The 16,900-nt window shown below is 45.8% G+C and carries 11 protein-coding genes and 1 pseudogene; 3 read left to right on the forward strand and 9 right to left on the reverse strand.

Going from position 1 to position 16,900, the window contains the following annotated elements:
- Nucleotides 1-248: 248 nt before the first annotated feature.
- From AC4EVX_RS10645 to AC4EVX_RS10655, 3 genes and pseudogenes are all read left to right on the forward strand, one after another.
- The gene (locus tag AC4EVX_RS10645) at nucleotides 249-674 is read left to right on the forward strand and encodes a spore coat associated protein CotJA (protein ID WP_490160190.1); all 426 of its coding nucleotides are present in this window, start codon (nucleotides 249-251) and stop codon (nucleotides 672-674) included.
- The gene (locus AC4EVX_RS10650; RefSeq protein ID WP_177978662.1) at nucleotides 674-1,009 is read left to right on the forward strand and encodes a spore coat protein CotJB; all 336 of its coding nucleotides are present in this window, start codon (nucleotides 674-676) and stop codon (nucleotides 1,007-1,009) included. Before AC4EVX_RS10645 ends, AC4EVX_RS10650 begins: the two co-directional genes overlap by 1 nt.
- Nucleotides 1,009-1,101 (forward strand): annotated as a pseudogene (locus tag AC4EVX_RS10655) (manganese catalase family protein); the annotation flags it as partial. The gene AC4EVX_RS10650 and the pseudogene AC4EVX_RS10655, both read left to right, overlap by 1 nt.
- Before the next feature lie 84 nt (nucleotides 1,102-1,185).
- Here AC4EVX_RS10655 and AC4EVX_RS10660 read toward each other — a convergent pair.
- The 9 genes from AC4EVX_RS10660 to AC4EVX_RS10700 form a co-directional block, all read right to left on the reverse strand.
- On the reverse strand, nucleotides 1,186-1,980 hold the full coding sequence (locus AC4EVX_RS10660; RefSeq protein ID WP_177978664.1) for a M15 family metallopeptidase: 795 nt from the start codon (nucleotides 1,978-1,980) through the stop codon (nucleotides 1,186-1,188).
- A 350-nt stretch (nucleotides 1,981-2,330) separates the two neighbouring features.
- Nucleotides 2,331-2,822: a phage holin family protein gene (locus AC4EVX_RS10665; protein WP_177978666.1), complete on the reverse strand. Its 492-nt coding sequence runs from the start codon at nucleotides 2,820-2,822 to the stop codon at nucleotides 2,331-2,333.
- A gap of 109 nt (nucleotides 2,823-2,931) precedes the next feature.
- Nucleotides 2,932-6,342: a hypothetical protein gene (locus AC4EVX_RS10670; RefSeq protein ID WP_490160191.1), complete on the reverse strand. Its 3,411-nt coding sequence runs from the start codon at nucleotides 6,340-6,342 to the stop codon at nucleotides 2,932-2,934.
- Nucleotides 6,343-6,353: 11 nt separating this feature from the next.
- Nucleotides 6,354-8,192: an Ig-like domain-containing protein gene (locus AC4EVX_RS10675; protein WP_177978670.1), complete on the reverse strand. Its 1,839-nt coding sequence runs from the start codon at nucleotides 8,190-8,192 to the stop codon at nucleotides 6,354-6,356.
- A gap of 14 nt (nucleotides 8,193-8,206) precedes the next feature.
- Nucleotides 8,207-8,419, reverse strand: coding sequence for a hypothetical protein (locus AC4EVX_RS10680; protein ID WP_177978672.1), 213 nt, complete (start codon nucleotides 8,417-8,419; stop codon nucleotides 8,207-8,209).
- Between the two features lie 49 nt (nucleotides 8,420-8,468).
- Nucleotides 8,469-9,839, reverse strand: coding sequence for a hypothetical protein (locus AC4EVX_RS10685; protein WP_177978674.1), 1,371 nt, complete (start codon nucleotides 9,837-9,839; stop codon nucleotides 8,469-8,471).
- A gap of 420 nt (nucleotides 9,840-10,259) precedes the next feature.
- Nucleotides 10,260-12,359, reverse strand: coding sequence for a hypothetical protein (locus AC4EVX_RS10690; RefSeq protein WP_177978678.1), 2,100 nt, complete (start codon nucleotides 12,357-12,359; stop codon nucleotides 10,260-10,262).
- Between the two features lie 3 nt (nucleotides 12,360-12,362).
- Nucleotides 12,363-12,770, reverse strand: a complete 408-nt coding sequence (locus tag AC4EVX_RS10695; protein WP_177978680.1) for a hypothetical protein — start codon at nucleotides 12,768-12,770, stop codon at nucleotides 12,363-12,365.
- A 1-nt stretch (nucleotide 12,771) separates the two neighbouring features.
- Nucleotides 12,772-16,869, reverse strand: a complete 4,098-nt coding sequence (locus AC4EVX_RS10700; RefSeq protein ID WP_490160192.1) for a hypothetical protein — start codon at nucleotides 16,867-16,869, stop codon at nucleotides 12,772-12,774.
- Between the last annotated feature and the right edge of the window lie 31 nt (nucleotides 16,870-16,900).

Consider the following 16,900-nt stretch of genomic DNA (forward strand, 5'->3'; position numbering starts at 1 on the left):
GAAATATTGAATTTTCAAGGTGCGAATCCCATTTTAGGTATGGGAAGTCTTAGTTAGGACATTTTAATTTCAAATTTCTTATTAGGGAATTCTTATTTGAGTTTCTTATTTTGGATTCTTATTTTTTGCTTTTCATTTACTTTTCATTTGTCGAACCGGGGACAGGGTTCATCCATATGATAAAGTATCGGAAAAATGCGAGACCCGCTCTCGCTCCGGTATGAAAAGCAATGGAGGCAGAACAGAACATGGACCATAACAGTCAACGATGCGCCTGTACCAGCCGACCGATGAGACCACAAAATACACAGCCTTTTGACACTTCCTGCGGAGAGTGGTGGATGGGAACCCTCTCATCCGGAGAATCTTCCCCGTGTAGGGACGCTTCCTACCGTGGAAATGGAAGAAACATGAACTTGGATGATGACAAGCGAGAGATGCCAACAACTTCAGCTTCATCCTGCCAGAGAACGACGGATTGCAGCATAGATTTCTTAAGGGATTCCACAATGAATTCTAAAATGGATTCTTTTGGAAAATGCGGAATAATGCCCGGAATGACCTATGTTCCCTGGCAGGAATGGGGAAGAACCTATCCCCTCTCTCAGGCACTCACCCGCGGTACGATTTTTCCAGATCTCGATTATCCATTTGAGATGGGGAGGTGTCGCTGATGGCATGTGGATGCAATGAAAATACGCAGACCAGCTCGCAAAATAATTCTCTTTTCTCTCAGATTCCACAGACTCAGCAAAATCAACCTCAATCCTATCCTCTTGCACGACAAGTCTATGAGACCGGATTTGCAATCGATGACATCCTTCTCTATTTAGATACCCATCCAGAGGATACCCAGGCGATGGCGTATTACCAGAGACTTTGCCAGCTCTACCAGAATGCCATTCAGATGTATGAACAGGCATACGGTCCTTTAAGTATCACTCAGGTAACCGGGGACATCTGGAACTGGATTCAGAATCCGTGGCCGTGGGAAGGGGGAGCAAACTGATGTGGAGATATGAAAAGCGTCTGCAATATCCGGTAAAAATCTCACAGACGAATCCAAGAATGGCACAGTTTATTATGAGCCAATATGGTGGGCTATACTGTAAAAACCTACAATATTTTTTATTTCCGGCGGTGCAAATCGCCGGATTTTTTCTTAATTATAACATCTTGTCGCGCTTACCCTGCCACCCCCGGCATCCGGAGCGCGCCATCCTGATCGGGGGTGAGGGTGATCGGCTCTGTTGCCATTTGTCCCTCTTCATTCAAATAATACCACTTACCACCCACTGTCTGCAATCCTTTTACCATTGCACCATCATCACCCAGATAATACCAGGCGTTGTTGTATTGATACCAAACATTACGGACCATCATGCCAGCACCATCGAACCAGTACCACTTGTCTCCATCTTTGTACCAGGCATTGACCACATACTTTCCACTGCCATCTCGATAATAAAAACGCCAACCGCCATCTTCCTGTTGCCAGCTAGTCTTAATGGTTTCCGGCACCCAGGTAGCCATAAACTTTTCAGGTGTACCATACTTCTGGATCAGCGCGGTCGGTGTGCTCCCCCATTCCGACAGGTACAGATGTGGCTTGTCTACAATGCTGGACCAGTCACCACCCCAGGCAAGACCCAGTTTTTTCCCAATTTCCGCTGCACGGCGAAAATGCCCCTGGCTGTCATTGTAAGCATCATCAGAGATTTTGCCGTCTCCATCAATGTCCATCTTCAAATAAAAGTCAAAGGCGATGCCCCACTGATGCTGTGATCGGTAACTACTTCCCTTCGCATTGGTTACAATATTACCGGGCTTTGTTCTGCCCTGAGCATAAAGAGCGTCCTGCTCTGCCACAGTACGAAGTGTTTCGCTGATCGCCACAGTGATACCTTCACCGGCGCAAGCTCTGATCCAAGCATCAGCAATACGCTGAAGGCGCGGATGACATAAAGTAATATCTCGCATAGTCTTGTCCTCTTTTCTTTTATTATTGTATGAGATTCTTTGGAATATTGACATTTTTGAGAAAATAGAATATGATGTAGATAGCTAAGGAATGTGATGAGTTCCATAAGGCAAAACAAAAACCCCAGAGGTGGCACCCTCTGGGGTTTTCTTGCTCGTTACGGTGAGCTATTCCGTTTTAGGCTGTTGCTGCCTATTTGTCTTTATCCAGCCATTTGCATATGTAGTAGCTAACTACACCTGCTACGACAGAGACAAGAAACGTGATGAGTAATTCTACCATAAGGCTCACCTCCTTTCTGCTGGAGGTTCGACAGCTCCTACATCATATCATATTTTCTGTCAGTATTCTACTTATTTTCTGCTATATCCATATTCTTGCCATCAATCTTATCCTTCAGAACCGCAATGTATTTCACAAGCCACTCTGGAACCGGCGCGCCCATTCGCCCTGCATTTTCGGTGATGGATAGAGTTTCATTCAGAATATACCAAGCTGTCGCCAGCAAGCTAAACATTGCCTTCGATGGCGGAACGATACCAAGATCGCCAGATGCTTTTACAATCAGGTAATCTACACTCACAGCTACGGCGATCACGCACAAGTAGGCTACTTTCTTCGCAATTCCCTTAGCTCCCTTCTTGCTGCTCCAACCATACCCGGTATCTCCCGGATGATCCAGTGCCTCCACGGCAGATGCTGTCATTCCGGTGAAATAATCGATTACCATCAAAACAAGCAGGACGCTGAGTAAATAAAAAGAAATCCCCAGCTTTTCGCTGAGGTACGCGACCACCCCGGTCGCAAACATCTGAATTGTCATGCATGTGCTCCTTTTCATCTTTTCGTTTGTCTCCTTCCGCAAATCATGCTATAATATTGCAAAAGAAGTTTTTACATTCAAAAAGCACCCGAAAATCCGTTCGCCTGTGGATTCGGGTGCTTTCTTTTTATGCCGTTGTTACCTGTATACTATACAGTTTCTGCACACCAGATGGCAGTGTCGCCTCCAGCGTTGCCTCGCCCTCTGCTACTCCAGTTACAGTAAGCAGATCGTCCACGAATGTCGCCGTGATGCCTTCCGATGCTACAAGAGCCAACGTTGTTCCGCTATTGGAGCCTTCCGGAAGCCAACTCACATGTCCGGTTATCGTCTCACCCACGGCAACAGTGAGATCTTCTTTCTCCCACTCTACGCTGAAATCCAGTGCATCTACCGATTCCACAGCATCACTCTTCTCTGTCAGGATCGCACAGCGGAACGCAAGCACCTTTGCTTTCAGTTTCGGGCACAGTCCGGTGTTTACGATCCGAACAGCAAGATTCTTGTAAGGCTTAATCGTCTTATTGCTGTAAATCCATGCCTTGACTCGTCCATTGGAACCAGTTCCGACCCAAATCACATCTCCAATTCCGTCGATTTTAACCCCGACCGCCTTCGGATATTTTCCTGCATATTCTGGTGTAGCATAGTCGCCCATATCGATGTATGCTTCCAGATAAATGTAACGAATCAGATGGTTCTCGTAGCGCTGATTTGGCACATAACAGCATAGAGTTCCTTTGATACGTTTCTCATTCGAGTACAGATTTGGAAACATATTTTCCAAAACAATAGTACTAAGTGCTTCTTTATAGATCTTACACTCATATACTTTACCTTTGAGTTTATTATTGCCTGCAAGCGTTGGAGCAACCATGTTCTCTCCGATACGCAACGTACCATTGAAAACAGTATCAGCATCAGATCCACTGATACTTGTGAATTTCTGCATGTTGAAATCACAAAAACTCAATACACCATTTTTACGGATAATAATTACACCATAATCATGTCCGGGATAAGCAAAATAAGAACGTTCAATTAATGCTGAATTACTAAACTTCCAAGAGTTTCGGATCGTTATGAAACCACCTGTCGGAACTGCATCCAGATCATTACCTCCAGATCCACCTTGCAGTGAAAGTCCGATATCAAATCCGGGACTCTTCTTTTTGTCCTCTGCGTAATTCATCGCACTCAAAACCGGAATAAAGTTGAAATTTGTCAGCCCCTCATCGTGATAATTTTCCAACTCGAAGCGTGCAATTACAGTGAAATCCGAACTGTCCGCAAATAACTCCACCCCTGTGTCGATGCCGAACGTTCCATCGAACACTACCGCACTTTCTTCAGCATTATAATGCTGATCTGAAGTGATGTCGTAAATAGGTGTAACTTCTTCAATGTTATCAGAAGATTCCAATACCTTTCCGTACAGCAACATTCCTACCTCTGCATTGCTTACAGCTCTCTGAAATACCTCAAATTCTTCCATAGTTCCCAGAAGAGAATATATATCACTGTCGAGATAATTCTGCTGTACACCCACATACAAATTTCCAGAAAATCCACTCAGATCATCGCTCTCTTGAATGTCATACGCTGTCAAATTTTGCGTAAGATCATCTGCATCGGCGTCCTTTCTCATCAGCCATGTTTCAATCTTACTTCCCTTTTTGCGCATTAAGAGCTTCAGATCCTTTAATGTATATCTGGTCTTGGTGTCCAGCGAAACAACGCTCGAATTCGGTTTTACGACAGTGGCGACATTCGCCCACTGTCCGCCAGTGAGGAGACGGTTGCTGTCAGATGTTGAATCATAAACTGTAAACAGCGCCATGATTCCGGATTTTCCGGATGGAATCTCTGTCGTCTCATTTCCGGTGAACTTCAGGAAGATTGTCCAGTCTCTGCCGTTCTTCAAGAGCTGGATGCCCGTATCAATATGCTTGTGCTCTGTCGGTCCGGGAAAAACATATCCTTGTTCTGCAACATACCCATCTGCCGATCGGATGTCATACACTGTGTCAGTTGGGATTTCAATCTCTTCCGGAACATCATATGCCGTCAAAGTGGCTATTCCATCTTCTGTGGTCGCCTGATCGTTTTCAAGGATTGCTTTCGCTGGATCGAACATAGAGAATTCTGTCTCCAAAAAACGTCCTCTACTTTGGTTCGTAATCAAATTACATTTCGTAAAATCAGATTTGTATGCGCTCTGTATATCGTCCAAAACAACATCGCCTTCAAAAGTACAAGAGTTAAAATACGGGTAGATTCCGTCATTATTTTCAAACCGGATGCCTGCATGAAAAGTACAAAACAGAAAGTGCGTATCAATGCTATGTGGCTGACCTGTGCGCATTGTATTTCCGGTAAAGATAAACGGTACATTGTACTCGCCCTTAAACTGGATGTAGCTCTGGCGTGGCACATAGGCAGTACCCATCACGTTATTTGCAAATACGATAGGCTCAGCGTCATCATTCGGAAATGTGCCATCTACATCTCGGTAATAGTTTCGGTAGATGAAATTGACTGAATTGATAATACGCACCTGTAACTTGTAATCCAGATGATACTTTTTTTCCATCAGGCGACAATTCTCTTCTGTCTGCGCTGCGCCCTGTCCGGTGATACTGTTGGCGATGCATGGATTCCATACAGGCCCCTCGATGCTGGATTCCACGCAGTCTTCAAAAACATTGTTTTCACAGATGAAGTGCCATTTATAAGGTGTAGCCCTCGTGCCGGCACCGCCCAACAAACCTGCACAGCCCAAACCTCTCTGGTTTTCCGGAAAACTGTTAATAAATTCCGGCGGAAGGTAGCCAAGTCCACAGCCGATGAACTGATTGTTGCATACTCTGCCCTTGACCTTCGGAAACTGTTGCTGGACTGCATAGACACAGATGCCACCATAAGCATTTAAGTAGAATGTGTTATCTGTAACTTCTGCATAACCATTTTTCTTGTAACTGTTCCAATGGATGCAAGCATTGCCTTTGACCTGCGTGAAGAAATTGTGGTGAATGTAAAGATTGTGAACACTACGAGGCAAAATAGCCTGTCCTGTAACGTCCGTCGGTCTGCCGTTGTTGACAGAAGGGTTATACCAAATATCCCAGAACACACAGTCCTCAATCCAAACATTCTCACACCAAACCTCATTGCCAGATTCATCCGTCCGTTCACGCAGACGGATGCCATAAGTCCAGATCTCAGAATCACCGTTGCAGTTAATGCCTTCCCATGTACAATGCTCAAAGCGGATGTTCTTGCAACCAGCAACTTCTATTCTTTGTCCCTTCCAGAAAATTACATTTCGGACGGTCAGATTCTCCACGCCACTAATCTCAATGGACATGTATTTGTATTTCTTGTTTCCACCGTCCACAACCGCATTGCTCTGGCTCAGTGCGGTTGTAAGTGCCTTGGTGTCATCCGTAATTCCGTCGCCGACAGCGCCGATGATCCCCACACTATCGGTTCCAGAATCGCCAGAAATCTGATTACCATAAATATTATAAATTCCCACGTTCGACCTCCTTACTCATTCAGCCATGCCGTAATATCCTCATCACTCATCGCCTTTTTATATACAAGGAACTGCGACAACGTGCCATCAAAATAACGTCCCTTCTCCCCATCCGAAGTCTGATATGCACCAAGAATAAGCGTCTTATCCACAGCTGTATTATAGTTGGAGATCGTAAATGTCGTGGAAGTTCCATCTACATTCCATCTTGTACCGGTTGTGCCTTCCAGTTTAAGCGCCAACTTACGTTTCTGCGCTTTCAGTTTTGCCATCGTACTAAGCTGGGATTTTCCTCCATACACATTCACTCCAAGGGAACCGTCCGCCCATGATGCAATGCTCAATCCGGGCCATGGGCTACTTTCCTCCATGCAGTGCGCCAGACAGTATGTAGAAGATGCATCTACGTTTTCTCCATACTGGACTTCCATCAGAATCGTCCAGCTCGGCTTCTCTTCAATGCTCTCAAACAGTTTCACACCCGTGTCAATGTACTTCTGCGCGCTCGGGTCAAAGGCAGTCTCATCCAGCAGGCTGTACACCAAAGTCTCATCCTCAACCGTTACTTCCGAAACTGTAAGAGCATACGTTGCCGTTTTTCCTCCGGCTGTTGCCGTGATGTCCGTTGATCCGGCGGTAAGTGCCTTGACCAGACCGCCTTCCACGCTTGCCACTGTCGGCTTACTGCTCTTCCATGTCACTGTCTTGTCTGTTGCATTGCTTGGTGTGATCACAGGCACAAGAGTCAGGCTTTTTCCGATCTCCAGACTTCCGGAAGTCTCGGTGAAGCTCACGGACTGCACGGCTACGGTTGCCTCCGCAATCGTAATCTTGCAGGTCGCACTCTTCTCTCCGGCTGTCGCGGTAATCTCCGCCGACCCCGCAGAGACCGCCTTGACTGTACCACCGGAAACCGTTGCCGATGCATTACTGCTTGTCCACTTTACAGTCTTGTCGGTTGCATCTGCCGGCAGTACGGTTGCTTTCAGCGTAAGGCTTCCGCCGACTGTAAGGGAAGCTGTCTGCTTATCCAGAGTAATGCTCTGCACAGCCACGGTCTGTGACTTCTTCGTCGCCGTTGCAGTGATCACAATATTTCCAGTAACTGCGCTGATCCGGATCGCTCCGCTGGATACCGTGTACGCAGTGGATGTAATGTCCACATCGTCCATCGTGATCTTCACAGTGCCGATCTCACAACCTTCTGCCGGTGTCAAAACCGCGCCGTAGACTTTCCCTTCCTGCACTGAGGTTGCTGAGCTGGAATTGATCACATTACTGAGCGTATTTGTTACTGTGTAATACACCTTTTCTGCCGGCTTCGCGTTCCAGATGTCCTTCAGCGCATTGTACGCACCTCCCATCTCGCTTGAAGTGTATGCCGCGCTCTTTAAGAGAGTCAGAAGCAGATCCTTCTCTTCTTTAGAAAGTCCAGACGTCTCCTCGTCATCATCCGATGGGTTTACAGTGCCTTTCTTGTAGACTGCTTCCGGAGCGCGGAGATAGAAGATCTGCGATCGAATGTCTCCATCCTGTGAGTAGATGCACAACTGTGCTGCCTGCTTTCCGGCACAGGCACAGGCTTCCGGCAAGAGTGTCACGAGCACGGAGTTCCCGCCCTCTTTCTCCACTGTTCCATCGCAGACAACCGTCTTTTTGTCTGTCCTGCTTACACACAACTGTACGGATGCACCCGGTGGAATTGCAAACTCCGCATCCCCGAAGGTCTTGAGGTAGAAGCGCACTATTCTGGAACTCGTGTCTCCCTGCTGTACCTCTACATAGCGCCCCTCAGATGGGGCGCCGTACATATTAAGCGTTATTTCCTGTGTAGTTCCCTGAAATGACATAGGTCTTCCTCCTATTACTCGTGCTTGCACTCCTTGTGTCCCGGACCACCTGCGACATGATCCGGATGCAGTCCGTTGGTCGTGCCCGGAGTGGAATCGCCAGTGTATTCGTGCTCCTTGCCCTTGCTCAGAACCTCGTTCTTTGGCTCCGGAGTCGGGATACCGGTCGCCGGTCCGTATGCTACATTTACCCCATTGTACTTTGCCTTACTTCTGTTCTTCTTCATAGTTTTTTTCTTCCTTTCCTATTTTTATATCAACTCCGCTTCGGAGTGATTAGCTCAACCAAATCTTGAAGACTCGTCCTTTTTCATATCCCGGTCCAGTAGTAGCAGAATCCATGACAATTCCAATATGACAAGCTGTTTTTATATCAGAAATATCAACAGAAAACGTCTGTTCAGTTACTGAATTCGTAGAACCCACGTACGTTTTCTTCAGGATTCCATCCGCATAAGTACTTCCGGCTTTTGCATCTCCAGTAAACAACACCGCATACCAATCCACGTCATCTCTTGACGAATCTGCGGAAACTGTAAAATTCAGCTTGGAATACCCTGTGCATTCATACTTTTTTCCCGTATACAGCATTATTCCATAATACTTAGTAAGTAGCATGTAAGTTGTCTGATATCCAAGCGTACCCACACCGGACGAAACCTCTCCGACTACCGCAAACCCAGCAGAGCTATCAAGTGCTCCTCTATTGTAGAGGTCTCCGCTTCCCGCAACATATCCCTCCCATGTACCGGTAATTCCACAGATGGTAACCCCCTTTTTGATTTTATTCGCAGTAAGCCCCAGCGCACTCGCCACATCTGCCTGCCTCGTCCATACCTCTGCGTATGTCGCCGTACCGGATGTTGGTTGCCAAGCGCTGTACCAACCGGCAGGCATCCAATTCACGAGATACGTCACTCCGTCTGTGTGCTTGTATGTATAACAGCTGGCAGATTTCTGGCTTGTTCCGCGCTGTTTCGGGATCGCTGCCACAGTAACCTTTTCCAATACACCGCCCGAAGCAGGAGAAACCACCTGCTGTGTTGTAAGCGGTGTCACTGTCTTGGACTCTGCCGGCGCTGCCGCGTAGGTATTTCCGTTCCAATATCCCTTATCTGGGCGGATCGCAAACAATCGTTCTGGGCTTGCCGTTGGTGTGCAGAACTGCCCCTGCGTGCCTTTGTGGATCGGAACATCCGGATAGTTGCTGTTAATCCCGCCCAGAGAATCCTTAGTGCTGTGATCCGGCATGCTTCCAGTAAGCTCTGTGCCTCCGGAGTTCGTGAACGTCTTTCCTTTCAGGACATCCGCCGCCACTGCATTTCCGGATCCAAGAACGATCTTACCGATCTTCTCCGCCAGCGTCGCAAAGCTATCCGAAACCGTAGCCGCCACCTTCTTCGCCGTGATGGCTGCGGCTACAAGCGTCTTTCCATCACTCACAGATTTTCCCAGCGTTGTCATTTTATCCAGCAGATCGTTCACTGCCTTATTGGTAGTGTTGATTTCGTCTGCTCCGAAAGCATCTCCTTCCTGCGTAAAATCAGTCACTTCCACAATCTCACTCTGTCCAGATGCATCCGTACTGATCTTGTATTTTCGGTTTCCCTCGAAAATATCATTTTTAAAATCCGTTTTCAGTGCCACCTTATTACCTCCTGTTTCCAAGCATTCGAGTTCCGAGTTTAAATGACATCCTGCGCTCACCACTTACCATACTCTCATGCATTTCTCCCAGATCTTTCAAAATCTTTTCGATGTCGTTCGCCTGATAAATGCTCGTGTAGGTTATTTTTTCAGGCACTGCCGGAGTGCTTTTCTTAACGAAAAATGCCTTTTTGAGTACAATCAAATTGCGCCGGATCCTCGCCATCTCTGATTCTGTGCGAAAATCACTTTCACTCCATAATTTTGATCTCTGTTCAATCTCTACTCCAAAGTAACCAGCAAGAATTGTACAAGCACTTTCTATCCTTCTCAGATCCGAATATGCAATGTATGCTCGATTTGTGTCATTTATAAGATCACTCTTTGTCCGATCTGTAATCAGACTTTCTAAAGTTGAATTCACTCTATCACCACCTCCGCAGTCATTTTCCTTCGGCTGAATTTGTAATTCATCTTCGTGATAGTTCCCTCTATCGTTCCCTTAAACCCTGTCGCTACGCTGACTCGATCGCCAAGTTCCTGAGTGTCAATCGTCGCTGTGAAATTTACACTCTCATTATTTTCATAGAATGCATACACTCTCTCGAGCACTTCCGGAGCGTTCTCCACTGTGACAAGAGTCGCCTCCTTGACTTCCGCAATATTTTTGTTCTTGGAAACTTTTGGATTTTCTTTCAAAAAAGCAACCGTATTGTGATTATATTTCGACCCAGTCAGCGTAACTTCTCCACCGTTTCCGATAATATATGCATAATTCACATCAGACTCCCCAAGCAGTCCACCTGTAATCTCCAAACTGTGCTGGGGTTCAGAAAATTCAACTTTTACAGTTCCATCCAGAACAGCCTTGTACAACTGGGAACTTTCTGTGCTTGGAGTGTAGCTGTGGGCATACAGCCGTATTCCGGTCACAATATCAGAGTGATTTACTGTCAGACCCTGTCGAACGTCTCGCGGAGTAAATTCTCCTGATACTTCTGTCGTCTGCGGATATATATACAACTGGCGATCATACGCGGTATTCACGACCGCACCGATCGCAAATGCAAGTTGCTGAAGAGCTTCTCGCTTTGTGCAAATCGGAAGATAACCACTTACAGTTATATCTTTGTACGCATCGTCAAGAAAATACTCTGTGCTCTCCCCTTCCATGATCGCATCCAGAAGTTCTGAAACTTTTTCGCTCTTATACATCCCTCCCATAAATGGATTACTATCCAAAATCCCGACTACATCCTGTGTCTCAACGGAATATCTGGTTGCTCCAAGCTGTTTTCCATCCTTCAGGTAAAAGATTCCAAGCACAGATTCATCAAAATACAATGTCTGCTTCTGTTTTTTCTGAAATTCAAACTCATATGCCGTCTTGCTCCGAAGCGTATATGACATGATATTGATCGTCACCTCTTCGGATATCGGACTCGTTTCCATCAAAACATCAATATCCTCGATCTCATCATCCTTGAACGTCCGGATCAGTCCCCATGTCACTGCACTGAGGAATAATTTTCTATATGGTTTACTGGTCTTCTTGAATGTGATCACTACTTTGTTGTAGTAATCCACAATTCCATAGCAAAAATAGTCCACCGAGTCCGGTTCATAATCCTGATCTTTTAACAGCTCATCATCTCTATACCATTTGATATTTAAAAGAGAACAGTAGTCCCCTGAATGCGTATTAAAATGCAAAGTTATCCCCACGCTCGAATATGTCTGTGTGAATAAAAATGTTATTACCGGCGCTGTCGTGAATGATCCATACACATTGGAAATTTTTTTGCTTACATATCCCATATCTTTCAGATCTCCATCCGGAGCATTTTCGTACTCCCCGTTCAGTTTGGAATATCTTCGCAAGCACATGGCATAATTAGGATACTCGACTCCTTCAACCAGATCCTGCATATCCACATAGGTTTCCTTGTCGTCCGCTGATGCTGTGCTGTCTTCGCTTGCACCAAGCGCAATATCATCGTAGACAATCTTCAGACCACCTGCATCTGTCATTTTTCTGTTCAACAACTCGGAAATCCACAGATACCGATATGGTTTGCTTGTTTTCAGGAACGACACCTCGATCTTATTGAACAATGGAACTTTTTTCTGGCACAAATATTCTACGGAAGTCGGAGAAAATTCCTGCTCAGCAACAACTTCTCCATCCTTATACCAACAAATTTTCACCTCGCTGGCATAATCCCCAGATGCACGGTTTCCAACAATCAGAAGTCCATTGCTGGTCTTCAAGCGGTCGAAGGTTATCGTAATCATCGGCGCAGTTTCAAATGCTCCATTCTGATCACTCAGAGATGCACTGATGTAGCCTTTTCCACCTCGAGTAATCTCATCCGGAGCATTTTCATATGTACCGTCCAACTTCGCATACCGAGGCAAGCAATAGGCATAGGGTGGCATTCCCTGCTCATAATTTGCCAGATTTTCCACGCTGGAATAGCTCTGCTGATCATCTGCAAATACTTGCGTATCCCACTTCATGTCCTATCGCCTCCTCTGCGGTTCCATTGCTGTAAATGTAAGAGACAGTCCTTCTTTCCACCCCCAAATATTCTTTCCATTGCGAATCAGGAGTTTGTCTTTTCCTTGCGTCACATAAGCCCGAAAAGTCAATGTCTCCTGACCATAAGGGAATGTCATCTCATGGCTGTCATACTGCGGATCTGAAATTGCATCATAAAAAGCATCGTAAGATGCCAAGTCAGTAGGCTCAGGATAGATCTTCATCGTATAATTGTAAAATGTACCAATAATATCTCGATCCATTGTATAATCCAGAGTTCGACCGGACTGATCTGTATCGGTAACACTAAAACTGCGCTCTAAGGAATCTGCCTCAACCTGTACGTTATAGGCTTTTCCATCTAGCAAAAACACCTGCTCCTGATCCATATCATCCTCCACTTCCAACTACAACGAGACTCACACCTCGTCTCGTAGCTTCTTTGTCCAATTCCGGTTTCAAAACTCTCGCCAGTGATGCCAGATTTCCGCTCAAATTCATTACAATCTGTATCGGTCGGTTTCCGGTATTCTGAACCTGCGCAATCAGCTCATCAATCTTTGCAATCAGATAACTCAAAATCTCATCATGCTCATCTTCTGATCCTGTGCTTCTCATGTCTACGGATGCAATTCCTGCCCTCGGAGGGATAACCACACCGCTCGACATGTGTGGCAGATAAGATTCTGCATTCGGAAGCATAATCTCTGCCGGAAGCTCGATCTTGGCATCATCAAACACATCCATCACACCATCAAGCCATGTTTGCGCAACGCTCCGAGAGCTTCTTGTCATTTCAGAAATTCCATTGTTAAATCCTTTTACAACGTACTCTGCGATCTTGTAAAATTCTCTGGACGGTGAATGAATGCCAAATTCTTCTTCTGCCTCACCCATGACATCTGATGCCCATGTTTTTATTGCTTCCTTTGCCAAATGAGAAAACTTATGAATTCCTTCCGCAAATCCTTCATTGATGCGCTTCGCCATCTTGTAAAACGCATCATACAAACCGCCAGTTCCATTCTGATCCGTATCTCCCCAGAACCATGCGCGAATATCGTTCGCCCACTGCTCCATAGGGTCCTTCGTCTCTTCATGGCTTCCAGAAATTTTTTCTTTAAAAGCAGTGATGATTGTCTCTGCGAATTTTGTCCAGCTTTCTGCATTTACACCTTTTTCGGTTCCTTCTCCAAGAAACCACTTTCTGTCATTCTCTGCCCATGTTTCCACCGGCTCCTGTGTATCGCTGTGTTTGGAAGAAATCTCATTCGCAAAACCCGTGATAATATCCGTAGCAAACTTTTTCCATGCTTCCGGATTTACACCCTTATCACTACCTGCTCCAACAAACCATTTTCTATCATTTTCCGCCCACGTTTCCATCGATGCCTTTGACTTCGTGTAATTGCTATTGATGGCATTGTTGTATCCAGTTATGGTACTGTTCGCCCACGTCTGCGCTTCCGCAGAATTTCCGCCACTGATTCCCAGCTTTTGAGCAAAGGAACTTGTGATATTCTGCGCCCACTGTCGAATACCTACTTTTGTTGATTCCTGACCACTCTCAACACCCTGATTGAAACCGCTCACCGTATATCCACCGATCTCTTTCATAACTGTTGAAGGGCTGTGAATTCCCAGAAGACTCTTTATGCCATTCACAAACGGATCTGTAATATTAGCTTTAATGAACGAAACCGGATTTGAAAAGAACTGTTTGATTCCATTGCCGAAGCCTTCCCATAAATACGGTCCCATCTCCTCCATTTTGCTGGATGAGTGTCCATTAATTCCAAATGCAGAAGCGATTCCTGTAAAGAATGGTTCAAAAATGTTGTTATAAACCCATGTCTTAATTCCTTTCCATGCATCTGTAATGCCTTTTAGGATTCCGGCTGCCACATTTCCTCCACTCTCTTCAATTTTGCCCTCGAAATATTCTTTCGCAGACATCACACCGTCTGCGATCAGCGTGCCAACAAGTCGAGCAAGCGCACCAAAAGCCAAACCGAGCGCGCTATAAAACAGCGTAAAAATCTTTCCTGCCAGTCCGATCCAATCCACAGCTTCTATGCAATCCACAATTCCCTGAACAAAAGCACCCCAGTCCGTCTGCTGAACCACGGTAATCAGGAAATCCAAGATTCCAAGAACAAAATTGCTCATCGCACTTCCTGCTCCGGACCAGTCAAAATTCTCGAGCAATGTGCTTATGCCTAAAGCAACAGAATCCCCGAAGCCAGTCCAGTCATAGGTAAGAGCAAAATTGTTTACGATGTCAAAGAGACCACTCACTCCCAGAGCAACAGCAAGACCAAGCATTTCCCAGTTAATCTCACTTATCGTTCCGTTTAGTCCATCCCCAAGCGCCTTGCCGATGGAAGACCAGTTTGCATTCGATACAAAACCATACAATCCGGCTATCTGCGCCTGCAAATATGCACCGATTACTCGTCCAAACAAATCCCAGTCAACTGTATCCACCATACCATTCAGACCAAATGCAAGCGCTCCTCCGAGTGCTTCCCAGTCGATCTGTGTCAAAAGCAGATATAAAGTATGAGCCAGCGTATTGATTCCGGTTCCCATCATGACTCCGATCGCATACCAGTCGATTGTCGCCACCAAACTATTGAACATTGTCGTAAACGCCGTGACAAACGCAGTGATTTTTGCCCCAACACGATCCCAGCTTATGAAATCCGTAAATCGTTGAACGGCATCATTGATCTTCTCACCAATCAATTTTCCGATACCCGCCCAGTCGCCGGCATCAAACATATCCTTGAGCTGTTTTGCAAAATCACTGATCTTCTTATCAATCGCGACCGTTTCAAACATCTGCGAGGGATCAGCGCTTCCACTGCCCGAACCGCTACCACTGTTGTCTTTGCTCTTATTTTCAATCTGGATCAGATCATCGAACGGCGCCAGTGCTTTCTTGGCATCTTTTCCCGCCTTTGATGCTGCTCCGCCGGTCTTCTTCAGGCTCTTGGCATAATCTTCATTCGCTCGCTTTGCTCGAACAAATGTGCTACTTCCTCCAAGTGCCGAAAAAAACTGATTGATGTATCCCACCGCTGTCGCCAGCAAATTGATGAGAAAATTCAACGCCGGTGCTACGAATGACAGGATCGGCGCAAATGCAGCTGCAAAACTGTTTTTTAGGTAGGTCATGGAAGACATCAGACTTGAAATGGATTGATTTGTTTCTGAAGAATACTGCACCAGATTCTTCATTCCATCTACAACACCCTGAACCGCCGACTTCATTGCCATTCGGATCAGCATCATCTTAAACATATTTGAGAGTTTGAAAATCCCGTTTCCCGCTATGTTGGATGCCTTTCCAATCCTTTTCAGATTTGTCACTGCCTGATTTGCCTTGCCAATCAGCTCTGAGCCAATCTTTTTCGTCAATCCTGAAACCGCAGAAGACGCTTTTGCAAATGCTGTTTTGGAAATATTGGCAAAGAAACCACTCTTTGTCCCGGCTTCTTCAAGTCGCCTCTGATATTCGCTTAATCTCTGCGTTCCTCTTGCGATTTCCGTCGCATTCTGATCGTATTCCTGAAATCCCAGTCCTACACCGGCAGATTGCAACTCTTTCTGGCGATTCTTCAGCTCCTCCATACGGCGAACCAGATTCGCAATTTCCTGATTGTCTACTCGAGCCGAGCTTGCAATCACTTTAAGATTTTCGGCATTCTGCGATGCCTCTGTTTCCTTTTGTGCCAGTGAATTTTGCTTCGCTACCAATTCCGCCAAACGCTGTTTTTGAACCGACAAATCACCGTTCAAACGTTCGAGCGCTGTTGCTTTTTCCGCATAAGCAGAACTATCCCTTCCGGAAGTAAATGCCTGCTCTTTGGAAATAACTTCCTGCAACTCTCCTTTGTAGATCTCCAAGCGCCTTCCGGTTTCATCGATGTCATACTGCAAACTTTTCCAACGAGAAGAATTCTGGCACACTCCCTGATCTTCCATCTTTTCTTGCCGTTCCAGCAAGCCATCCAATTTAAGCTGTGTTTTTTCCACAAGAGAAGAAAGCTCTTTATAATCTTCTGTCGGGATCTTGCTTTCTCCCAGTGCATTCATTTCCTCGGAAAGTCTTCGGATCTTCTCTTCTGTCTTGGCGATCTGATTTTCCAGCGATGCCATCCTCGAAGACTTCTCTGTCGCACCAGAATCTACTTCCATCTGAGGCACTTGAGAAACTGATGAGGAGTGTGATGTGCGATTCATCTGCTCAGCCAAACGTTCGACCTGTCGCTCTGACCGCTGTGCTTCCGAACCGATATCTGATACACTTTTCGCCGCGGTTTCGGCTGAGACATCTGCATTTCCAAAAGCAGTCAGAATTTTGCTGTTCAGCCGATCCACAGCCTGCGAAAACTTATCAAATGCCCGGTCCAGCGTAGAAATACTCTTATCAAACGCTTGCATGTCTATTTTTGTGTCAAACTTCAGACTTCCATCTGCCATATCATCACCTCGATTCCGGAAATAAAATAAG

The organism is Brotaphodocola sp. (assembly GCF_983179755.1).